Annotated in this window: 19 protein-coding genes; 10 read left to right on the top strand and 9 right to left on the bottom strand. The window is 71.2% G+C overall.

Annotated features, from left to right (window positions below; all coding sequences use genetic code 11):
- Positions 1-49 precede the first annotated feature (49 nt).
- Both ACL03H_RS09595 and ACL03H_RS09600 read right to left on the bottom strand, forming a co-directional pair.
- On the bottom strand, positions 50-271 hold the full coding sequence (locus ACL03H_RS09595; protein ID WP_412810779.1) for a hypothetical protein: 222 nt from the start codon (positions 269-271) through the stop codon (positions 50-52).
- 209 nt (positions 272-480) lie between these two features.
- Complete coding sequence (locus ACL03H_RS09600; protein WP_412810780.1) at positions 481-1224, bottom strand: helix-turn-helix domain-containing protein; 744 nt, start codon at positions 1222-1224, stop codon at positions 481-483.
- A gap of 389 nt (positions 1225-1613) precedes the next feature.
- Between ACL03H_RS09600 and ACL03H_RS09605 the strand changes: the two genes are divergently transcribed.
- Positions 1614-1865 (top strand): ATP-binding protein, encoded by a 252-nt coding sequence (locus ACL03H_RS09605; RefSeq protein ID WP_412810781.1) that lies wholly within the window; start codon positions 1614-1616, stop codon positions 1863-1865.
- 29 nt (positions 1866-1894) lie between these two features.
- On the opposite strand, the gene ACL03H_RS09610 is transcribed toward ACL03H_RS09605, so the two are convergent.
- The 4 genes from ACL03H_RS09610 to ACL03H_RS09625 all read right to left on the bottom strand — a co-directional run bounded on the left by ACL03H_RS09610 (position 1895) and on the right by ACL03H_RS09625 (position 5947).
- Positions 1895-3352, bottom strand: coding sequence for an APC family permease (locus ACL03H_RS09610; protein ID WP_412810782.1), 1458 nt, complete (start codon positions 3350-3352; stop codon positions 1895-1897).
- A 40-nt stretch (positions 3353-3392) separates the two neighbouring features.
- A complete protein-coding gene (locus ACL03H_RS09615) occupies positions 3393-3695 on the bottom strand; it encodes a chorismate mutase (protein ID WP_412810783.1) in 303 nt (100 codons plus the stop codon).
- 199 nt (positions 3696-3894) lie between these two features.
- Positions 3895-4923, bottom strand: coding sequence for a methyltransferase (locus tag ACL03H_RS09620; protein ID WP_412810784.1), 1029 nt, complete (start codon positions 4921-4923; stop codon positions 3895-3897).
- A 121-nt stretch (positions 4924-5044) separates the two neighbouring features.
- The gene (locus ACL03H_RS09625) at positions 5045-5947 is read right to left on the bottom strand and encodes a phytanoyl-CoA dioxygenase family protein (RefSeq protein WP_412810785.1); all 903 of its coding nucleotides are present in this window, start codon (positions 5945-5947) and stop codon (positions 5045-5047) included.
- Positions 5948-6650: 703 nt separating this feature from the next.
- On the opposite strand from ACL03H_RS09625, the gene cmdF reads away from it, so the two are divergent.
- From cmdF to ACL03H_RS09655, 6 genes are all read left to right on the top strand, one after another.
- Positions 6651-8258 (top strand): tyrosine 2,3-aminomutase, encoded by a 1608-nt coding sequence (gene cmdF, locus ACL03H_RS09630; RefSeq protein ID WP_412810786.1) that lies wholly within the window; start codon positions 6651-6653, stop codon positions 8256-8258.
- Positions 8259-8298: 40 nt separating this feature from the next.
- On the top strand, positions 8299-9399 hold the full coding sequence (locus tag ACL03H_RS09635) for an AMP-binding protein (RefSeq protein WP_412810787.1): 1101 nt from the start codon (positions 8299-8301) through the stop codon (positions 9397-9399).
- Positions 9399-10790, top strand: coding sequence for an aldehyde dehydrogenase family protein (locus ACL03H_RS09640; RefSeq protein WP_412810788.1), 1392 nt, complete (start codon positions 9399-9401; stop codon positions 10788-10790). Before ACL03H_RS09635 ends, ACL03H_RS09640 begins: the two co-directional genes overlap by 1 nt.
- An 87-nt stretch (positions 10791-10877) precedes the next feature.
- Complete coding sequence (locus tag ACL03H_RS09645; protein ID WP_412810789.1) at positions 10878-11921, top strand: alcohol dehydrogenase catalytic domain-containing protein; 1044 nt, start codon at positions 10878-10880, stop codon at positions 11919-11921.
- A gap of 231 nt (positions 11922-12152) precedes the next feature.
- Positions 12153-14462 carry a N,N-dimethylformamidase beta subunit family domain-containing protein gene (locus tag ACL03H_RS09650; protein WP_412810790.1) on the top strand — a complete coding sequence of 770 codons (2310 nt, stop codon included), beginning with the start codon at positions 12153-12155 and terminating at the stop codon, positions 14460-14462.
- 314 nt (positions 14463-14776) lie between these two features.
- Complete coding sequence (locus tag ACL03H_RS09655; protein WP_412810791.1) at positions 14777-14980, top strand: cold-shock protein; 204 nt, start codon at positions 14777-14779, stop codon at positions 14978-14980.
- 77 nt (positions 14981-15057) lie between these two features.
- Here ACL03H_RS09655 and ACL03H_RS09660 read toward each other — a convergent pair whose 3' ends face one another.
- Positions 15058-15192 carry an MFS transporter small subunit gene (locus tag ACL03H_RS09660; protein WP_412810792.1) on the bottom strand — a complete coding sequence of 45 codons (135 nt, stop codon included), beginning with the start codon at positions 15190-15192 and terminating at the stop codon, positions 15058-15060.
- Positions 15193-15202: 10 nt separating this feature from the next.
- Entirely contained in the window at positions 15203-16714 is a 1512-nt protein-coding gene (locus tag ACL03H_RS09665) for an L-lactate MFS transporter (RefSeq protein WP_412810793.1), read from the bottom strand.
- 407 nt (positions 16715-17121) lie between these two features.
- On the opposite strand from ACL03H_RS09665, the gene ACL03H_RS09670 reads away from it, so the two are divergent.
- The 3 genes from ACL03H_RS09670 to ACL03H_RS09680 all read left to right on the top strand — a co-directional run bounded on the left by ACL03H_RS09670 (position 17122) and on the right by ACL03H_RS09680 (position 19685).
- Positions 17122-17535, top strand: a complete 414-nt coding sequence (locus tag ACL03H_RS09670; RefSeq protein WP_412810794.1) for a DUF485 domain-containing protein — start codon at positions 17122-17124, stop codon at positions 17533-17535.
- The gene (locus ACL03H_RS09675; RefSeq protein WP_412810795.1) at positions 17535-19145 is read left to right on the top strand and encodes a solute symporter family protein; all 1611 of its coding nucleotides are present in this window, start codon (positions 17535-17537) and stop codon (positions 19143-19145) included. Before ACL03H_RS09670 ends, ACL03H_RS09675 begins: the two co-directional genes overlap by 1 nt.
- Positions 19146-19277: 132 nt before the next feature.
- Positions 19278-19685, top strand: coding sequence for a DUF7144 family membrane protein (locus ACL03H_RS09680; RefSeq protein ID WP_412810796.1), 408 nt, complete (start codon positions 19278-19280; stop codon positions 19683-19685).
- A 3-nt stretch (positions 19686-19688) separates the two neighbouring features.
- Here ACL03H_RS09680 and ACL03H_RS09685 read toward each other — a convergent pair whose 3' ends face one another.
- Positions 19689-21356 carry a putative bifunctional diguanylate cyclase/phosphodiesterase gene (locus ACL03H_RS09685; RefSeq protein ID WP_412810797.1) on the bottom strand — a complete coding sequence of 556 codons (1668 nt, stop codon included), beginning with the start codon at positions 21354-21356 and terminating at the stop codon, positions 19689-19691.
- Positions 21357-22213 lie beyond the last annotated feature (857 nt).

A 22213-nucleotide genomic window follows, 5' to 3' on the forward strand; every position in this document is an offset into this window, starting at 1 on the left:
CCGCGCACTCCTCCGCTCCGCGAGCGATTCCGCGATTACCGGAACGCGGTCAGCAGGGCGGTACCACGCCAGCGATCCTGCCCGCCCCGCCGCAGTGCGGGCAGGTGCGCCATTCGCCCATCGTCATCCCGGTCTCGGTCTCCCGGGTGGCTTGGATGACGTAGATCCGGGGCTCGCTCACCTTGCGGAACCCGGCGCACGTGAAGCACACGGTGTTCGGCCCGGCGGCGAAGGAGGGGCCGGTCTCATCATCATCGGCAGGACTCGTCACCGGCACATCCTCCCGCTTCGCCGAGTGGCCGTCAGCCCCCCGCCGGGATCGGCGTGTCGCGTCGGGCGACGGGGTCGCCCGGTGCTCGCCACCGCGACCGCGGAGCGGTCGCGAACGGCATTCCCAGGCGTTCGCCGCGGAGAATCGCCCTTCGGGACGAAGGTGCGGCCGGGCGGACGAATCGCCCGCGATCACCGGTGGAGCGCCGATCACTCCTCGCCGGCGGCGCGCTGCTCCTCCATGAGCTTGAACGACCGGCGCATCACGTCGAGCTGAGCCGGGCTGTAGAGGTCGAGCGCGGCCTTGTTCACCGTGTCCGCGACGAAGCGCTGGCCGCCGCGCGCGTCCTCGTGCAGCGTGGCGACGGCGGGATGCCGCTTGAACACCTCGCGGGTGTGCGCGGCCAGGCGGGCGGCCAGGTCGTCCCGGGTGGCCTCGTCGGCGTCCTCGGTGATCTCGTCGAACTCGGCTTGCACCGGGTCCGGCGGGAGGTCGTTGAGCAGGTCGGCGTAGGCCTGCATCCCCTGCGGGCCCAGCAGCCGGGACAGCACCACCACGAAGGAGCGGTCGGAGTCGGACAGCGAGGCGTTCGCTGCGGCCGGGGCGAAGTCCGTGGGCAGATCGGTGGGGGCCGACCGGCTCAGGATCAGGCTCAGCTCCACGCGCACCCGCTGCAGGCGGTCGATGGTCGTGGCGAGCTCGGCGTCGAGGGTGCGCAGGGCTTCCTCCGGGTGGTCGTCGGTGTCGCCCATGGCGGCGATCTGGGACAACGAGAACCCGAGGTCGGTGAGGCGCTTGATCCGCAGCACCCGGACGAGGTGGGCGACCCCGTACTGCTTGTAGCCGTTGGCCCGCCGCTCGGGTTCTTCGAGCAGCCCCACCTCGTGGTAGTGCCGGACGGCCCGCAGGCTCGTACCGGCGAGCTCGGCGATCTCGCGGGTGCTCCACGCCACGACCAGTACCTCGATTCGAGAGAGACGTTGCCGTCGGCGCGGGGCGCGCCGACGGGAACCAGTCGAAACCATGCCGTCGCGGCAGGGTCAAGCTCGGGTCCCTCGCGATCCGGAAGAGTGTCCTGCCTCACCCATCTTAGGTCGTGGTGCGGTGGTCGCGAGACCGCCGCCCGGTTCCGGTGTCCACTGCGGACGGAACCGGGCGGCGGAGGCGCGCGGGGAGATCAGCGACCGGCGGGCGCACCCGGGACACCCGGGACGCCGGGCTCGCTCGGGACCCCGGGTGAGCCGGGCGCACCCGGGCCGCCCGGTTCGCTCGGCTGGCCGGGGACGCAGGGCACGCCGTCGGCGGGCACCCCGGGCTGACCCGGCACGCTCGAACCGGGGCGGTGCCCGGCTGGCTCGGAACGCCCGGGCCGCCCGGTTCGCCCGGCCGGCCCGGGTTCGAGCCGTTCCGGCGGCTGCGCCTGGACCGGGTGCGGCTGCCGCGCGGCTCCGGGATCGGGCTCTCGGTGGTCCGCGCGATCGCCGAGGCGCACGGAGGTTCGGCGACCGCCCGCCCGCTGGAGCAGGGCGCGCTCGCGATCGCGGTCGAGCTCCCGGCCGCCGCGACGGTCCGCGCGCCCGGGACCGCCGGGTAGCGGGCGGACGGCACCGCGCCCGCTTCCGCTCACCGCGCCGCGGGGGTGCGGTCCGGGGCGGGGCCGTCCCGCTCGGACAGCGCGGTCGCGCCGAGGTGCACCGGGTGGCCCCGGCGGGTCGAGACCTCGGCCGCGACGAGGGTGAGCAGCGCCGCGACCGGGATCAGCCACGGCAGCAGGAAGGCCGCGCCCCCGGTGAGCCCGGTGAGCACGTCGAAGTTCGCCACCGCCAGCACGATCCCGGCCGCCAGCCCCAGCATCCCGAGCAGCGGGGCCACCGCGGTCTGCCAGCGCGGACCGCGCACCCGCCGCCGGAAGAACACCAGCACCGCCGCCGCCACCGCCGTTTGCAGCACCAGCACGGCGACCGTGCCGATCCCCATCATCCACGGGTACAGCTGCCCGAACGGGTCCGCGCCCGCCGCGAGGAAGACCGCCAGCGCCAGCGCGGTGATCCCGCTCTGCGCCGCGCTGGCCCGGTGCGGGCTGCGATGCCGGGGGTGGGTGCGACCGAGGAACTCCGGCAGCAGCCCGCCGCGCCCCAGCGAGAACAGGTACCTGGACAGCGTGTTGTGCAGCGCCAGCAGCACCGCGAACACGCTGGTGACGACGAGGACCTGCATGAGCTCGGTGGAAAACGTGCCGACGAACGCGGTGTTGAGCGCGGTGACGAAGCCGACCGGGTCTTCCCCGGCGCGGGCCGCGATCTCCTCGGCGGGGTGGGCGAGCCCGATCGCCCAGGTGGTGAGCGTGTAGAAACCGCCCATCACCAGCACCGCCACGTAGGTGGCGCGGGGGACGGTGCGGCGCGGCTCGCGGGCTTCCTCGCCGTAGACGGTGGTGGCCTCGAAACCGATGAAGCAGGTGAACGCGAACAGCAGCGCGATCCCCGGCGCCCCGGCGAGGAGGTTGCCGGGGGCGAAGCCCGCCGCGTCGAGCCCGTCCGCGCCGCCGCGCGCGATCACCGCGACGTCGAAGACGAGCAGCACCAGCACTTCGGCGACGAGCAGCACGCCCAGCACCTTCGCGGACAGGTCGATCTCCAGGTAGCCCAGCACTCCCACGAGCAGCAGGGCCGCGGCGGCGGCCAGCTGCCAGGGCACTTCGTGCCCCCAGCCGCGCGAGAGGTCCTGGGCGAACACGCCGAACTGCCCGGCGACGCCGAGCAGCAGGCAGTTGTAGGCCAGCAGCGCCACGCCGGCCGAAGCGTGCCCGGCGCGGCGTCCCAGGCCGAGCGCGATGTAGGCGGTGAACCCGCCCGCGTCGGTGACGTGGCGGCTCATCGCGGCGTAGCCGACCGCGAACAGCAGCAGCACCACGCTGGCCACCAGGTACAGGCCGGGTACGCCGGGCCCCGTGGCGGCGAACGCCACGGGGCCCGCGCCGAGCGTCGCGCCCAGCGGGGCGGCCGCCGCGACCACGAAGAAGACGATGCCCGGCGCGCCCATCGCCGATCTCTTGAGCTGCCTGGACGATTCGGTGCTCATCACCACTGCCTCTCGATTCGTGCCGCGCGGCGGGCGGGGCTCACCGCCCCAGCGGGCCGCGTCCGAGGCGGAGCAGGATCATGGCGAGCTCCTTGCCCTCCGCGCCCAGCGCGCGGAAGCGGGCCAGGACTTCCAGCTCGCGGTTGTAGACGATCTTCGGGCCACCCGCGGCGGTGCGGGCGGCGCCGATGGCGCGGGAGATCTCCGACCGGCGCTGGATGACGTCCAGCAGTTCCGCGTCGAGCTGGTCGATCTGCTTGCGCAGGGTCTGGAGATCGGCGTCAGCGACGATCGGAGTGGACTTCCTGCGCGCGGTTCCGCTGCTGTCCAGGGGGATGTCCATCGTGATGTCCTCGTCTGCTCGGTCCGGGGCGTGCCGCCGGATCGCGGCGCGGGGGTGCGGAGGCCGGTTCGCGGTGAGCCGGGAGCTCGGGCCGGGCCGGGGGCGCGGTCCCGGTGGACGGCCCGAACGCCGCCTCACCGGTCCCGGCCGCCGCACCACCCGCGACCTGGGTGTCAGCGCGGCGGTCGCCGCGCCGGGCTCACGGCTTGCGGGCGACCACGACCCCGTTCGCCGCCGGGGCGTCGAACGGGCGGATCTCGACGTCGGTGTAACCGGCCTCCAGCAGCCACTCCCGGTACTCGGCACCGGTGTAGTTGCGGCCGAAGGTCTCCACCAGCATCGACAGGCTCATCAGCGTGGCGTCCAGCGGGCCGTCCTTGGTGTCGTCGACCAGCAGCTCGCTGACCAGCAACCGCCCGCCCGGCTTCAGGGCGTCGTAGCAGGACCGCAGGATGTGCTTGCACTGGTCCTCGTCCCAGTCGTGCAGGATCATCGACAGCAGCACCACGTCCTGCCCGGTCGGCAGCGGGTCGTTGAAGAAGTCCCCGTGCGCGAAGGAGATCCGGTCGGACAGCTCGGTGCGCTGCACCTTCTTCTCCGTCAGGTCGCAGACGAAGGGCAGGTCGAAGATCGTGGCCCGCAGCTGCGGGTACGCCCGGGTCATCCCGACGGCGTAGGCCCCGCCGCCCCCGCCGACGTCCAGCAGTGAGCGCGCGTCGGAGAGGTCCACGGCCCCGGCCACGGCCTGCGCCGTGGGGCGGGAGATCGCGGCCATGCCCTCCCAGAACGTCTCGACCAACACCGTGTCGGTGTTGTCGAACATCGAGGTCTGCTTCTCGGTGTCCCAGGCCGTCGGCTTGTTCGTGGCCAGCGCCTCGTCCAGCTTCAGCCAGCCCGGGTAGTCGTGCCGCGACACGACCTCGATCCAGCCGCCGACGTAGTCCTCACCGCCGCGCAGCAGGTACTTGTCGGTCATCGGGGTGTTGCGGTAGCCGGCGCCGTCGCGCTGCAGCAGGCCCAGCGCGGCGCAGGTGGTGATCAGCTGCTCGACGGGGCGTTCCTGCAGGCCGAGCACGTCGGCCAGCTCACCCGGGGTCATCCCGGGGCGCTCGGCGAAGCGGCCGAACACGTCCCGCTCGTGCGCGGTCACGAGCGTCTGGGACACCCACAGGCCGTACACCATGTTCATGATCGGCATCACGGACGGAGATTCCTGGACGGAGGTCATCGACACCCTTTCTCGGATTGGAGCTGTGTGTTCTGGCGGCCCCGCGTTCCGCCCGGAACGACGGGACCGGTCCCGGCGGAATCCGCCGGACTGCGCGGTCCCGTCGTTCCCGGGAGTCGGGTCAGACCGTTCGTTCGGCCACGTCGGTGGCCCATTCGCGGCCGGTGTCGTTCTTAGCCCGGCTGGCCGCGGCGGAGGGCACGATCGGCGTCTCCGACTTGCGGCCGAACAGCACGTCCATCGGTTCCTCGATGTCCCCGGCGTAGCCCATCGCGAAGCAGCCCTGCTGGTAACCGATGATCTTCAGCAGTTCTTCGTCGAAGGTGCGGGCCAATTCCGGCGGGGCGACGAGGTATTGGTTCTCCTCCTGGCGGACCCATCCGGAGCAGTAGCTCTGGATGAGCCCCTGGCGAACCTTGTCGGTGCGGTTGTGGCCGCCGCCGTGGACGACCTTCCCGTTGAAGATGAACACCGAACCCTTCCGCATCCGCACCGGAACGGCGTCCTCTTCCTTGACGTCCGCCGGGGCCACCGGATCGGTTCCGGGCCACACGTGAGTGCCGCCGTTCTCCTCGGTGAAGTCGGTGAGCGCCCAGAAGAACTGGCACATCACGTGGTGGTCCACCGCGAACGGGAAGAAGTCCCAGATCAGCTCGTCCTTGTGCGGCTTCTGCTTGACCGAACCCGGGTAAGCGCTGATCAGCTGGGTCTGGGAGAGCTGGATCTCCGTCGAGGTGTTGAGCAGCCCCCGGGCCACGCTCAGGCACAGCGGGTGCGTGACCAGCTTCCGGCCCGTCTCCGACCGCGCGACCAGGCTGCCGGTGCGCTTGGTCGTCTGGCCGGCGAACGCGTCCGGCCCGAAGGGCGTGGCGTCGATGTAGGGCGTCATCTCCTCGAGCAGCGCGTCCACGGTCTCGTGCGAGAGGACGTCCTCCACGATGGCGTAGCCGTTCGTGCGGACGCTGGTCAGGATCTCCTCGGTGCTCGCATCCTTCGCGAACCGATCGTTGACCGCAGGTTTCACAGCAGTTCTCCCTGGCTCGTTTGGGCGTGGTGGTTTTCTGGTCGTGACGGTCTTGCCCGTGCGGGCCGGTCGTCTCCCAGTCATGTTCGGTGTGGCATATTCCGGCGACAGTGCGGAGGGTTCGTGCGTGCACGGTGGAACGTGCGTGTTCTGGAAATGGCCTTCGCGGCGTCGCAATTACATGACTACAGGAGTTCGCGGAGGACCGACAAGGCGGAATCGGTGGCTTCTCCGCTTACGGCTCCGCTGTTGGTGCCACGGGTGGATCCCGGTGCGCCGATCGCCGCTTTTGACTGCCTTGGTAGCGGGAGCGTCGCGCCGCCGCTCATACCGGAAGGTCCTGGTGGGAACAGTATGGAAAACCCCAGTCTTTTGCCTGGGATCAGGCCGGTTGGGCTTTTTGGGCGCGCTGCGTGGAGCGTGCGGAGAATGGGCATTGCTCCCTTGACTCGCGGTTCCGGGGATGGCTAATCTTTCGGCGTCTGCCTCAGATTCACCATGCCCGCGAAGTCGCGGCCTGGGTGGTTGCCCCGAAAAGGTGACCCTTTTCCGGTCCGGGCATCTGAGGAAAACATCCGCATTTCTGGAGTGAATTCCCCCGTGCGTCGCGGCATCTCGCGGTGCGGTGCGCACCGGGACGCGCACCCGTGCGCTCCGGGCCGGAACGTCGACCACCACGACCCGTTCATGGAGGTAAGGACCAATGACCGCACTCGAGACCGCTACCGCGTCCGTCTCGTTCGACGGGGAGAACCTCACGCTCGCGGATGTCCGGCGGGTCGCCGAGGACAGCGCTCCCTGCTCGGTGGCACCCGAAGTGCTGGCCAAGGCCGCGGTGCGCCGACGCCAGTTCGAGGAGGTCGTGCACAGCGGTGCCGCCATCTACGGCGTCACCACCGGGTACGGCGAGATGATCTACATGCAGGTCGAGCCCTCCAAGGAGGTGGAGCTGCAGACCAACCTCATCCGCAGCCACAGCGCGGGTGTCGGTCCGCTGTTCGCCGAGGACGAGGCCAGGGCGATCGTCGCCGCGCGGCTCAACGCGCTCTCACGCGGCTATTCGGCGGTGCGCCCCGAGATCCTGGAGCGGCTCGCGCTCTACCTGAACCTGGGCATCACCCCGGCGATTCCGGAGATCGGCTCGCTCGGGGCCAGCGGTGACCTCGCGACCCTGTCGCACATCGCCGCGACCGTCATCGGCGAGGGCTACGTGCTGCGCAACGGCAACCGCATCCCGACCGAGGTCGTCCTGCGCGAGCAGGGCATCGAGCCGCTGGAGCCGCGGTTCAAGGAAGGCCTCGCGATGATCAACGGCACCTCCGGCATGACCGGGCTCGGGTCGCTGGTGGTCAGCCGAGGTCTCGACCAGCTGCACCAGGCCGAGATCGTCGCGGCGCTGGTGCTGGAGGCGCTGCGCTGCTCCACCAGCCCGTTCCTCGCCGAGGGCCACGAGCTCGCCCGCCCGCACCAGGGCCAGATCGACTCCGCCGCCAACCTGCGCACCCTGCTGGCGGACAGCCGGCTGGTCGTCGACCACTCCTCGCTGCGCGACCAGGTCGAGGGCGAGCGCATCGGCGACGAGGTGACCCGCACCAACGTCTACCTGCAGAAGGCCTACTCGCTGCGCGCCATCCCGCAGGTCCTCGGCGCGGTCCGGGACACCCTCACCTCCGCGGCGAGCTCCCTGACCACCGAGCTGAACTCGGCCACCGACAACCCGCTGTTCTTCGAGGGCCAGGAGGTCTTCCACGGCGGCAACTACCACGGCCAGCCGATCGCGTTCGCGATGGACTTCACGACGATCGCGCTCACCCAGCTGGGCGTGCTGTCGGAGCGCCGGAGCAACCGGCTGCTCAACCGGCACCTCAGCTACGGCCTGCCGGAGTTCCTGGTGGCGGGCGATCCGGGCCTCAACAGCGGCTTCGCCGGTGCGCAGTACCCGGCGACCGCGCTCATCGCCGAGAACCGGACCATCGGGCCGGCCAGCATCCAGAGCGTGCCCTCCAACGGCGACAACCAGGACATCGTGAGCATGGGCCTGATCGCGGCCCGCAACGCCCGCCGCGTCCTGAACAACAACACCAAGATCCTCGCGCTGGAGCTGCTCGCTGCGGCTCAGGCCGTGGACCTCTCCGGCCGCCGCGAGGGACTGAGCACCGCCGGGGCCGCCACCTACGAGAAGGTCCGCTCGCTGGCCCCGACCCTGGACCGCGACCGCTACATGTCCGACGAGCTGGAGCTGGTGGCCTCCGCCGTGGAGCGCGGCGAGTTCCTGGAGGCCGTCAAGTCCGCGGGCGTCGAGCTGCGCTGACCGCGCGCCGCCGAACCCACCGCAGCGGAAGGGGATCACCATGAAGACAGCGGATGCCCTCGCCATCCTGGACGCTCCGCTCGACGCGGACGTGGATCCGGACGAGCTCGTCCGGGCCGCGATGCACTGGCACTTCTCGCCGGAGACCGGCACGCCGTTCTGGCTCGACCGGGCGGACCGGCTGGAGTTCGACCCGCGCGCGGACGTGCGCACCCGGGACGACCTGCGGCTGTTCCCCCAGGTGGTCGACGAGCTCCGGTTCACGCGGGTCGAGGACCTGCTGCCCCGGGGTTACGGCGGCCGCGCCGAGGTGATCGGGGTCTTCGAGAGCGGCGGCACCACCGGCTCCCCCAAGCGGGTGGTGTACCTCGCCGACTGGATGGAACGCGAGATGGCCGGGGCCATGCGGGCCATGGACGAGCGGGGTTATCCGCGCGATGCGAACTGGCTGTCCCTCGGGCCGAGCGGACCGCACGACTACCACGAGCTCACCGCGCAGCACGCGCGGCGCCGCGGTGGCGTGCGGTTCGCCATCGACTTCGACCCGCGCTGGGTGCGCAAGTGCCTCCAGCAGGGCCGGGCGGAGGAGTCCGACCGGTACGTGGATCACGTGCTGGCGCAGGCCGCGGACGTGCTGAGCAGCCAGCGCGTCGGGTGCGTCCAGGCTCCGCCGCCGCTGCTGGAGCGGCTGGCGCGGGACGAGCGGCTGGTCGAGCTGGTGCGCTCCCAGGTGAAGGTGATCACCTGGTGCGGCACCAGCATGGACCGCGACACCCGGGACCTGCTGGGCCAGGAGGTCTTCCCCGACACGGCGATCTACGGGCTCTACGGCAGCACGATGGCCCTGGGCGCCGCGTTCGAGCGGACCAGCACCGACGACGGGGACTCCGTGTTCGACCCGCCGTCGGCGAACGTCACCTACGAGGTCGTCGACCCGGACTCCGGCAAACCGGTGGAGCACGGCGAGGTCGGGCAGGTCGTGATGCACCACGTGAGCAAGTCGGCGCTGCTGCCGAACAACCGCGAGCGGGACGTGGCCCGGCGGGTGCTCGAACCGGAAGGCCAGGTCAGTCATTCCGTGGCCGATGTCCGCCCGGTCGAGCACTTCACCGGGGTGCCCGTGATCGTGGGGGCGTACTGATGGCGGCCCCGGCCCAGCCGGCGGAGCTGCTGCTCGACGCCCTCGGCCCGGACGGCGCCTACCGCACCGGCCGGCGGGAGGTCGTCCGGGACGTGGCGGGGGAACCGGTCGCGAGCCTGAGCCTCGCCCCGCCGCTCTACGTCGCCCGCACCCTGGACCGGCTGCGGCGGCATCCCGCCGCCGCGGCCGGAACGGCCCGGACCGAAGTCGCCGCGCGACTCGAAGCGGCGGCCCGGGCCTTCACCGGTGCGGTGCTCGGCGGGCTCGACCCCGAGCAGCACCACCTGCTCGTCGCGCGCACCACCGGGATCCCGGTCGCGGTGGCGCGCGGCGCGGCGGACACCGTCGCGGAGTCGGTGCGCACGGCCTCGGACACCGCCTGGCGGGCGGCCCCCCGGGCGATCGGGCAGGGGAGCGTGCGGTGGCGCCGACGGGGCCGGGTGCTGAGCATCAACGCCTCCGGCAACCACCCGGCGGTGCACTCGCTGTGGCCGGAGGCGCTGGCCCTGGGCTACCGGGTGGCGATCCGGCCGTCCCGGCGGGATCCGTTCACCCCGCACCGGCTGGTGCTGGCGCTGCGCTCCGCCGGGTTCGCCGCCGAGGACGTCGTGCTGCTGCCCTGCGACCACGCCGCCGCCGACGACCTGGTGCGCGGCGGGGACCTGGCGATGGTCTTCGGCGGCGACGACGTGGTGGACCGGTACTCGGCGGGCTGGTCGGCCACGCCGGTGCTCCCGCAGGGGCCCGGCCGCTGCAAGCTGCTGCTCACCGGGGACTGGGAGCGCCACCTCGACGTGGTCGTGGACTCGATCAGCGGTCTCGGCGGGGTGTCCTGCCTGAACGCCACCGGCGTTCTGGTGGAGCGGGATCCGGAGGGCTTCGCCGCCGCCCTCGGGGACCGGCTCGCCGCGCTGCGCCCGCTGCCGCCGGAGCACGAGGAGGCGGTGCTGCCCAGCACCTCGCTGGCGCAGGCGCGAGCCCTGGAGGGCTTCGTCCGCCAGCAGGCGGGTTCGGCTCGGGCGGTGCTCGGCGGCGACGGGATCGCGCACGACCTCGGGGACGGCAGCGCGGTGCTGCGCCCGGCGGTGCACCTGCTCGACTCACCGGAGGCCGAGCAGCTCGGGGTGGAGCTGCCGTTCCCGTGCGCGTGGGTCGCGCCCTGGTCCCCGGAGGTGGGCGTCGCGCCGCTGCGCCGCTCGCTGGTGGTGGGCGTGGACACCGCGGACGAGGAGCTGGTCGGACGGCTGCTCGACGAGCAGTCGATCCGCAACGTCTACGACCTGGAGCGCCCGACCTGGTGGCTGCCGCCGGGCATCCCGCACGACGGGTTCCTCGCGGAGTTCCTCATGCGCAGCACCGCCCTGGCGCGGGGGGTGAAGGCCGACGGGTGATCCGGCCGGTGTCGCGCTCACCCGCTTCGCGTCGCCGTCGGCCGGGCACCCGCGCGGATCGGTTCACGGATGGAGGAGAGGAGTCGTATGCGTGCCGTTGTCCTGCACGGCGTCGGGGACGTCCGCGTCGAGGACGTGCCCGAGCCCCGCATCGAAGAACCCGCCGACGCGCTGGTGCGGGTGGTGGCGGCGGGGGTCTGCGGTTCGGACCTGTCCGTGCTGCGCGGGCTGTCCCCGCTGCCCCGGCCGATCCGCAGCGGCCACGAGTTCATCGGGATCGTCGAGGAGGTGGGCTCCGCGGTGCGGGGGTTGCGCCCCGGGCAGTTCGTCCTCGCCCCGTTCAGCACCGCCGACGGCACCTGCCGGCACTGCCGCCGGGGGGTGTCGATGTGCTGTGAGAGCGCCCGGCTGTTCGGCGAGTTCGGCCCGGACGGATCCGCGCTCGACGGCGGCCAGGCCGAGTTCGTGCGGGTTCCGCTCGCCGCCACGACGCTGCTGGCCGCACCGGACCGGCCTCCCGCCGAGCTGCTGCCCGCGCTGCTCGCGCTCACCGACGTCATGTCCACCGGGCACGAGGCCGCGCTGCACGCGGGCGTCGGGCTCGGGGACGCGGTCGTGGTGGTCGGCGACGGGGCGGTGGGGCAGTGCGCGATCGCGGCTTCCCGGCGCCTGGGCGCGGAGCGGATCGTGGTGATGTCCCGGCATCCGGAGCGCCAGCGGCTCGCCCGGTCGCACGGGGCGACCGACGTCGTCGAGAGCCGGGGCGAGCGGGGCGCGGCCGAGGTCGCGGACCTGCTCGACGGCGGTAGCGGCCACGTGATCGAGGCGGTCGGTTCGCTGGAGTCGATCCGCCAGGCGATCGGGTGCACCAGGCCGGGCGGGCGGATCGGTTACGTGGGCCTGCCGTGGAACGTGGAGTTGCCGCTGTTCGAGCTGTTCGAGCGGAACATCGCACTCAGCGGTGGTGGGGCGAACGTGCGCACCGTGCTGCCGGAGCTCCTCGACGACGTGCTGGACGGGAAGCTCGATCCGGGGCGGGTCTTCGACGCGAGCTACCCGTTGGACGACGCCGCGGCCGCCTTCCACGACATGAACGCCCGGCGGCGCACCAAGGCGTTGCTGCGCCCCTGACCCGTCGTCGCGGTCGGCCCGCCGGCGGCGGAATTCGCCCCGTCGGCCCTGTCCGGCGACGGGGCGGACCCACTAGGTTTCAAGATCAACTAGGCTCCGCGGGAGGAGCCGCCCACCCGTCGTGATCGGCGGCGGAAAACGTTGCTTCCCAACGGTTTCCGCCGCCGCGCTCGCGCGGTCGTGCCGCCGCGCCGGCGGGCCCGGGAACCCCGGCAACGAGAAAAGGCGACGATGGACATCACGGGATACACCGGCCGGTTCAGCACTCCTCCGGGCGAGTCGCTCGATTTCATGATCAGCAGCCGGTCGCCCGACCACACCGCGCAGCTGCGCAGGCTGTTCCACGGTGATCTCAACCCGGCGGGGCCAGGCGCGAAGTACGAGCCGGTGGACAACCCGGTCAACGGCACCCACCGCGGGATCGAGCAGCGGCTGCACCCCGGCTCCTACGTCGAGATCCCCTGCCCGGCGGAGTTCGGCGCGGCCACCGGGTCGTTCACCGCGCAGCTCTGGATGTGGCCGACCACCCCGGCCAAGCGCTCGCAGACCCTGCTGGCCTGGCGCGCGGGCGGCCGCGCCGTCGAGCTCGCGCTGCGCTGGGGGCGTCCGACGCTCACCGTCGGCGACTCCTCCTTCGCGATCGACCGCGAGCTCGCCGAGCGCACCTGGTACTTCGCGGTCGCTTCCTACGACGCCCGGACCGGGATGGCGAGCCTGGTCCTCGACGCGCTCGGTCCGACCGTGGCGGGGCTGAGCGTGCGCGCTTCCGGCCCGCTCGCCCCCACCGCCGATCCGGTGGCCCCCGCTCCGGCGATGATCACGATGGCGGCGCGGCTGCCGGCCTCCGGCGAGCCGGTCACCTCGCTGTTCAACGGCAAGCTCGAATCACCCCGGTTGTACCGCTCGGTGCTCGGGGAGGCCGAACTGGACGCGCTGCGCGCGGACGGCGATCCCCGCGAGGTGCCCGGACTGCTCGGCGCGTGGGACTTCGCCGCCGACATCAGCGGCACCGCCGTCACCGACCTGGGCCCGTCCGCTCTGCACGGGCGCACCCGGCAACGGCCCACCCGCGCGATGACCGGGCACTGCTGGACCGGCGACGAGCACAGCTGGCGGCACGCGCCGGCCGAGTACGGCGCGATCCACTTCCACGACGACGACCTGGACGACGCGGGCTGGGACCCGACGCTGCGGCTCACCCTCCCGCCGGAGACGCCGAGCGGTGTCTACTCGTTGCGCCTGGAGACGGACGGGGGAGCCGACGAGATCCCGTTCGCGGTGCGCCCGCGCACCGGGGAGCCCACCGCGGACGTGCTGCTGGTGCTGCCCACCTTCAGCTATCTCGCCTACGGCAACCAGCACATGCTCACCGACGACGGCCTCCAGGGGATGCTCGCCGCCGACGGGGCGGGGGACGCGGCGAACCGGGCCAGCACCTACCCGAGCACGCCCGAGGACCGCTACATCGTCGACAACCGGCTGCACAGCCTCTACGACAACCACTCCGACGGATCCGGGGTCTGCTACTCCTCGCCCCTGCGCCCGCTGGTGAACATGCGGCCCGGTTACGTGGAGGCGGCGCTGGACAGCGGACGCGGCTCGCCGCACCAGTTCAACGCGGACCTGCACCTGATCGACTGGTTGCGCCACCTCGGCGTGCCGGTGGACGTCATCACCGACCACGACCTCTACCAGGAGGGCCGGGCGCTGCTGGATCCGTACCAGGTGGTGCTCACCGGCACCCACCACGAGTACTGGTCGAAGTCCATGCTGGACGCGCTGCACCGCTACCTCGACGACGGCGGCAAGCTGATGTACCTGTCCGGCAACGGCATGTACTGGGTCACCGAACTCGACCCGGAGCGCGGCGGCACCATCGAGATCCGCCGCCGCGGTCCCTCCACGCGGATGTGGGACGCGCGGCCCGGCGAGGGCGACCTCAGCTTCACCGGTGAGCTCGGCGGGCTCTGGCGCTACCGCAACCGGGCGCCGCAACTGCTGCTCGGCGTCGGGTTCACCGCGCAGGGCCTCGGCGCCGGGCGGCCGTACCGGCGCCGGGCGGACTCCTTCGGCCCCGAGGTGTCGTGGATCTTCGAGGGCGTCGGCGAGGACGAGCTCATCGGCGATTTCCCCTGCCTCGTCTCGGGATACGGCGCCGCGGGCTTCGAGATCGACCGCGCCGACCACGCCCTCGGGACCCCGCTGCACACCCACGTGCTCGCGACCGCGGACGGCTTCTCGGACTCCTACCAGCACGCCAGCGAGGAGGTGCACGTCTCGGACTCGGCGCAGGGCGGATCGGTGAACGACAAGGTGCGGGCGGACATGACCTACGTGGAGTACGCCGACGGCGGGGCGGTGTTCTCGACGGGGTCGATCACCTGGTGCGGCTGCCTGTCCTACGACGGCTACGACAACAACGTCTCCCGCATCACCCGCAACGTGCTGGAGCGCTTCCTCGGCGAGCGACCGGCAGCCGACCGGGGGCGCTCCGCTCCCGCCACCGGTCGGGTGGGACGGCGAGACCCGCACGCCGGGTGACCCCCGAACGTGTGTTCTGCGCCACGGGGTCGCCCCCCCGTCACGGGTCGAAGTCCCAGCGCAGCCGCCGCCTGAGCGGGTCCTCGCGCGGCCGGTCCCGGATCCGGTCGGGGAGATCGTTCGAATCCTGGGCCGGTGGGGTGTAGAGTAGTCCTCGGTCGTTGTTTCTGGGTTCGTGTTTTTCGCACGCTCGCAGGAAGTACTGATGCGGGTGCGCTGCTGTATCGGAGTAGCTGGAGTAGTCGCCTCTGAGATCCGCGACCGCGGCACCGGACCAGGTGCCGGATCAACCAGCTACCAGGATGGAGAAAAACATGGCTCAGGGCACCGTGAAGTGGTTCAACTCGGAGAAGGGCTTCGGCTTCATCGAGCCGTCCGAGGGTGGACCCGACGTCTTCGTGCACTACTCGGCGATCGACTCGGCCGGGTTCCGCACCCTGGAGGAGAACCAGCAGGTCTCCTTCGAGGTCACGCAGGGCCCGAAGGGCCCGCAGGCGGAGTCGGTCCGCGCGATCTGATTTTCCGCTCCTAGCGAGCGAAACGAGGCCGGCCATCCGATTCGGATGGCCGGCCTCGTCGTCGTGCACGGGCGCCGCTAGCCGAACAGCTGCGCCGCCTTGGTCACGAGCTGGTAGACGCCGATGGCGAACGGGACGCTCACCCACAGCCAGGACACGATCAGCAGGACCCGGGTCGCGAGCCCGCTTCGGGATGCGGTGTTGTCAGTCATGTTCCGTCCCTCAGCTGCTCTTGTCGGCGGATGCGCTGGCGGTCTTCTCGGGCCCCTCGGAGCCGGCGGACTGCACCGCGTCCTCCGAGCCCTTCGCCGCGTCCGAGCCGGTCGGTACTTCCGAACCGGCGGCCTCCCCGGCGGGTGCCGCGGAGTCGCCCGTCCCAACGGCGGGCGCGGGCTCGTGGAACTTGGCCCGCACCGGGCGGATCAGCTCGTTGGCCACGAAGCCGAGCACCAGCGCACCGGTCATCAGGTAGAACGAGACCGTGTAGAGATCGGCCCCGGACCGTCCGGCCCGCTCGCCCGAGTCGGCCAGCGCGTCGACGATGGCCGGCCCGAGGACGCCCGCCACCGACCACGCGGTGAGCAGCCGGCCGTGGATCGCACCGACCTCGAAGGTGCCGAACAGGTCCTTGAGGTACGCGGGGATCGTGGCGAAGCCCGCGCCGTAGAAGGACATGATCAGCATGGCGGCGACGACGAACAGAGCGACGCTGCTGTCTCCCGCGAACAGCAGCAGCAGGTACGCCAGCGCACCCACGCCCAGGTAGACCCGGTAGATGTTCTTGCGCCCGGTGCGGTCCGACAGCGCCGACCAGGCGAACCGGCCGCCCATGTTGGCCAGGGACAGCAGGGACACGAATCCGGTGGCCGCGGCGACGGCTACCGGGGTGCTGGTCCCGGCGAAGAAGTCCTGGATCATGGGGGAGGCCTTCTGCAGGATCCCGATGCCCGCGGTCACGTTCAGGCACAGCACGATCCAGAGCAGCCAGAACTGCGGGGTCTTGATCGCGTTGTTGGCCGAGACCCGGACCGTTCCGGTGCTCTTGGCGGCCGCGGCCGGGGTCCAGCCCGGCGGGGTCCAGCCGGGCGGGGGGACCCGGATGAGCAGGATGCCGAGCGTCATGAACACGGCGTAGGCGAGGCCGTGCACCAGGAACGTGGTGCCGATGCCCTCGGTGGTCGTGCCGAAGGCGCTGAGCATCGCGGTCGACCACGGCGAAGCGATGATCGCGCCGCCGCCGAAGCCCATGATCGCGATGCCGGTCGCCAGACCTGGGCGGTCCGGGAACCACTTCATCAACGTGGACACCGGGGCGATGTACCCGATCCCGAGCCCGATCCCACCGACCACGCCGTACCCGACGACGACGAGCCAGTACTGCCCCAGGTACATGCCCAGGGCGGAGATCAGGAAGCCCGCGGCGAAGCTCACGGTGGAGACCAGCATCGCCCAGCGCGGGCCGCGGGCCTCCACGAACTTGCCGCCGAACGCCGCCGACAGGCCGAGGAAGAAGATCGCCACCTGGAACGGCAGCGCGCTGCCCGTCCCGGAGATCTGGAGGCTCGATTCGAGCGGGCTCTTGAAGACGCTCCAGGCGTACGCCTGCCCGATCGACAGGTGGATGGCCAGCGCGGCGGGTGGAACAAGCCAACGGTTCCAGGTCGGTGGCGCAACGACCGAGAATCCGTCACGCACTGTCACAAGTAAACCTCCTTGATGCGGGGGTCCCGGCATCTGGTACCGGAAACACGCCCCAGCAAGTTGGGGCGCACGAATTCGAGATGTTACAGCCCTGGTCAAACGGGAAATTGGCGAAGATCCTTCGCATACGCACAGTTGGTCTTGGGTCGGTGTCACCTGAAGTGATCGTCTGGAGGTGCGCGGAAGGGCCTTATTGTGCACTGCAAAGGTGACCCGGCGACTCCGGTGAATGGTGTTTACCAATCTTGGGCGGACGACTCCGGCGTCACTCCCCGTGACCCTTGACGCTGTTCCCGTGACCATTTTTGTGATCGTATCGAAACCAATTATTTGCGGTGGCGTAGCCCATCCTGCGGATAGTGCCCGCGTGTGATCCCCGTCCCTCCGGGGGACTAGACTTCAGATTCCTGGACGCGCGAGCAAGCCGAAGGAACCACAGCATGACCCGCACATCGGAAAATTGGAGCCGAGGCCCGCTCGACGGCCCGCCCTCGGAACCGAAATTCGGCAACATATCGAAGCACAGCCTTCGGCGCACCGCGGATTCGAACGGCATCGATTTCACCGCCATCCAGGAGAGCTCCGAGTTCACCTCGCTCCGCCGCCGCTTCCGGTGGTTCGTGTTCCCGGTGACGCTGGTCGTGCTGGCCTGGTACTTCACCTACGCGGCGCTCGCGGCCTTCGCCGACGAGTTCATGAGCCAGCCCGTGTTCGGGGTGGTCAACATGGGGCTCGTGCTCGGCTTGCTGCAGTTCGTGACCACCGCGATCGTCACCGTGGCCTACGGCGCCTACGTGCGCAGGCGCATCGACCCGCTCGTCGACCGGCTCCGCGAGCAGGAGGAGGTGCGCTGATGTCGAACGTCCTCGCCGCGGGCGCAGTGGGTGACCCGACGACCACCGTCGGGGTGTTCGTCGCGTTCGTCGTGCTGACGCTGTTCGTCGTGTACCGGGTGTCCAACCGGAACGCCAGCGCCTCCGACTACTACGTCGCGGGCGGCAACATCACCGGTGCGCAGAACGGAATCGCGCTGGCCGGTGACTGGCTTTCCGCCGCTTCGTTCCTGGGGGTGGCCGGAGCGATCGCGGTGCACGGTTACGACGGATTCCTCTATTCCGTCGGATTCCTCGTCGCGTGGCTCATCGAATTGATGCTCATCGCCGAGCTGGTGCGCAACACCGGTCGGTTCACGATGGGTGACGTCATCGGTTACCGAATGCGCCAGAGGCCGGTGCGAGCGGCGGCCGCGAACACGACGCTGGTCCTCTCCTTCTTCTACATGGTCGCTCAGATGGCGAGCGCCGGTGGTCTCGTCGCGCTCCTGCTCGATGTGCAGAGCAAACTCGGGCAGTCACTGGTCGTGGTCGGCGTCGGCCTCATCATGATTTTCTACGTGCTGGTCGGCGGCATGAAGGGCACCACCTGGGTGCAGATCATCAAGGCGACGCTGCTGCTGATCTGCGTGTCGCTCATGGCCGTGTTCCTCATCGGTCGGTTCTCCTACGACTTCTCCTCCCTGCTGGAGCAGGCCGCGGCCAACAGCCCGCTCGGCCAGGGCCTGCTGGAGCCGGGCGCGCAGTACGGGCAGAGCCAGCTGTCCCGGATCGACTTCCTCTCGCTGGCCATGGCGATCGTGCTCGGCATCTCCTGCCTGCCGCACATCACGATGCGGTTCTACACGGTCCCCAGCGCACGCGAGGCGCGCCGCTCGGTCGTCTGGATCACCTGGACGATGATCGTGTTCTACCTGGCCACGATGCTGCTCGGCTTCGGCGCGACGGCGCTGGTCGGTTCCGAGGCGATCACCGAGGCCCCGGGCGGCGAGAACTCGGCGGCGCTGCTGCTGGCCTACCGGATCGGCGGCTCGCCGCTGCTGGGCGTCGTGGCGGCGATCGCGTTCGCCACGATCCTCGCGGTGGTCGCCGGTCTGACCCTGACCGCCTCGGCGTCCTTCGCGCACGACGTGTACGCGAACATCATCAAGCGCGGGCAGGCCGACACCGCCTCGGAGATCCGGGTCGCTCGCCTCACGGCGCTGGTCGTCGGGGTGCTCTCCACGATCGGCGGCATCGCGGCCATCGGGCAGAACGCGGCCTTCATGGTCTCCCTGGCGCTGGCCCTGGCGGCCTCGGCGAACCTGCCCACCATGCTCTACACGCTGTTCTGGCGGCGGTTCAACACGACGGGCACGCTGTGGTCGATGTACGCGGGCCTGATCTCGTGCATCGTGCTGATCGTGTTCTCGCCCGCGGTCTCCGGGCGGCCCGCGGCGATGTTCCCGAACGCGGACTTCGACGTCTTCCCGCTGACCAACCCGGGCATCGTCTCGATCCCGCTCGGCTTCCTGGCCGGCTTCCTGGGCACGCTGCTCGGGAAGAAGGACCAGGACCCGTCCAAGCAGGCCGAGATGGAGGTCCGCTCGCTCACCGGCATCGGCTCCGGCCTGGTCGAACCCCAGCGCTGAGCCCCGCCCGCACGAGGCCGCACCGGAGCTCCCCGGTGCGGCCTCGCCGCGTCTCCGGCGGGTCTTTCTCCCCTGGCCCGCCGCGCTCGCCCCGGCGCACGGTGGAGATCGACGGGACGGGAGGGGGACGAGATGTTTTCGCATCGGATCGACCGACGGCGCACGGGCTGGGTGGGCTGGGTGTACTTCGCCGCGGTGGTGCTGGTCATCTCCGGAATGGTGCAGGCGGTGAACGGCCTCGTCCTGCTGGCCCGCACGGGGACGACCTACGTGGTCCCGGGCGGGACCGTCCAGCTGGACCTGGGGACCCTGGGCTTCGGCCTCCTGGTCGCGGGCGTGGTGCTGGCGGCGGTCGGGATCGGCCTGTTCGGCGGCCGCATCTGGGCCCGGGTGTTGGCCGTGGTGCTCGCGGTGCTCAGCCTGCTGGCGAACATCGCGCTGTTCGCGGCCTACCCGGTGTGGTCCGCGGTCGTGATCGTGCTCGACGTGCTGGTGGTCTACGCGCTGATCGCGCACGGCAGGGAGGTCCGCCGCGGCTGAGCCTCAGCGGGCGGTCCTCCAGGGGGGATCGATCAGCAGGGCGCGGAACTCGGCGTCCGGAACGGGCCGGGAGAACAGGTAGCCCTGCTGGGCGTCCGCTCCCAAGCCGGTGAGCAGGTCCCGCACCGTGCGGGTCTCGACGCCCTCGGCCACGCACATCCGGTCCATCGCCCGCGCCAGCTCGATGATGGCGCGCACGATGCCCAGGTCGGTGGGGTCGGAGGCCATCCCGGTCACGAACCGGCGGTCGAGCTTGACGATCTGCGTCGGCAGGTCCTTCAACCGGGCCAGCGAGGAGTAGCCGGTCCCGAAGTCGTCCATCGCGAACCGCACCCCGCGCTCGCCGAGCCGCCGCATCACCTGCCGGGGCCGTGCGGGCAGGTCCACGAGCACGGTCTCCACCACCTCCAGCACCACCCGGTGCGGATCGATGCTGCTGTTCGCGATCGCGGTGCTGACCTCTGCCTCGAAGTGCGGGGAGTCCGGGCGCAGCCCGGCGAGGTTGATGGTCACCCCCGGCTGCCTGCCGTCCGGCGTCCGCCAGGCTCCTGCCTCCCGGAGCGCTGTGCGCAGCACCCACCGGTCCAGATCGGCGAGCAGCGAGGCCTGTCCGGCCACGGGCAGGATCACGTCGGGGGTCAGCAGGCCCTGCTCCGGGTGCGGCCACCGCACCAGCGCCTCGGCCAGCACCGCGTTCCCGGCCCGGTCCAGGATCGGCTGGTAGTGCAGCTGGAGCCCGTCGTGCAGCAGGGCCTCGCGCAGGTCCTCCTCCAGCGCGAGCCCGCGCGGCGAGGCGGGCGGGGAGTTCCGGCCGCGCTGCTTCGCGGCGAACATGGCGACGTCGGCCTGGCGGATGAGCTCATCGGCCGTGACCCCCTCCCGGGCGAGCGCGGCTCCGATGGAGGCGGTGATGCTGATCATCCGGCCGCGCAGCGGGATCTCCGCGCACAGCAGCCCGGAAACGACCGAGGTGAGCGCGTCGAGCCCGCCGCAGGCGCTCAGGTCCGTGCAGGTGACGAGGAATTCGTCGCCGTACAGCCGAGCGGGGGTGCAGCCCGCGGGCAGTTCCTCGACGAGCCGCCGGGCGAGGCCGGCGAGCAGTTCGTCGCCCGCTTCGTGACCGAGGGATTCGTTGATGCGCTTGAAGTTGTCCAGGTCGCAGTAGAGGACGCCGATCTCGCCGCACGGGTCCGCCAGCCGCGTCACCAGCAGCTCGTGCACGCCGCGCCGGTTCAGCAGCCCGGTGGGGTGATCGTGGGTGGCCTGGTGGTGCAGCGTCTCGGCGCGGTGGTGCTGTTCGGTGACGTCCTGGAACACCACCAGCCGGAACCGGTTGCCGTCGCGGTCGGCGGAGTCGGCGGACCGGACCTCGCAGTGGATGGGCTCGCCCCCGTGGTGGGCGAGCAGGCGGTGCCCCACCTCCTCGGAGACGAGCTCGTGGCTCCGCTCGGCCGGGTGCAGCAGTTCCGCCGCGCCGAGACCGGTGGGCTGGTAGCCGAGCAGGTCGCGCAGCGCGGCGTTGGCGTCGAGGATCCGGTCGTCCCGGTCCAGCAGCGCGATGCCCACCGGGGTGAGCTGGAACAGGTCGGTGAACCGCGGCTCCGAGCGCGCCTCCAGCAGGGACTCGGCCTGCCGGAGCGGTGCGCCCGAGCTGTTCGGCGTACCGCGCATGATCTCCACATCTCCGTTTCTGCTCGATGTGCGCGGATCACTCGCGAGGTGGCGGCGCGCGGGGCTTGAGAGGACCGCGGCGGGCGGTGGCGGGAGTCGTCCCGAGCCGACCGGCGCCCGCCACGGTACCGGCGCGTTGCTCGGTGTGCCAACGAAAACCAGGGGCGGTGAGAAGCGGGAGCGGTGAGTCGGGCCCGCCGGGGGGCAGTGCTGCGCATCACCAGACGGCGCGCGGGATGTTGTTCGCCGAGTGCGCTGGTCACCGCTTCGGGAGTCGCTCGGAGTTCGCCGTCCGATATGGATTTCTCGCTGGAAAAGCGTTGTGGTTCGGCCTGTTCATGGCCGCGCGCGGCGGGTGTGCACGGGTTCTGGAGACGATTTCCCGGCTTCGTCGTCGGCCCGCTGGACAATGATCGTAATGCTGGCTAAGGTATCGGCGTCGGTCGGCGTGACCTGGATCCGCCAGCCGATGTGCTGACTGCTCGGCTTTGTTCCGAGCACTCGGGTTTTCATTTCGCTCCGCGATGAGTCATCGCACCGCCGCGTGAGCTCTTCTTTCTCCGGAACCGGGCAGCGGGGGCTCCCCGGTTTCGCCGTAACAGCCGCGTCGAACAGGAGAAGCGTTGATCCACCATCTCGAGCCGTCCCGGCTCGTCGGCTGGGGGAAGCCGAGCCGGGGCCGGTTCCGGAGACCTGGCGCTCGCGGCGAGCACCCGATGTCGTAGCTGGTGGGGGCGGCCTCTCGTGCCGTGAGCGCGGGAGCATTGCCGTGCGCCACCACCCCCTCGCGCCGCGCCGCCCTCCGGCGGCCGCCGCACCGGCGCCGATTCCCGACCGTCGGTCGATCACCGCTGCGG

This window comes from Saccharopolyspora antibiotica, assembly GCF_047200635.1.
Classification (GTDB): domain Bacteria; phylum Actinomycetota; class Actinomycetes; order Mycobacteriales; family Pseudonocardiaceae; genus Saccharopolyspora_C.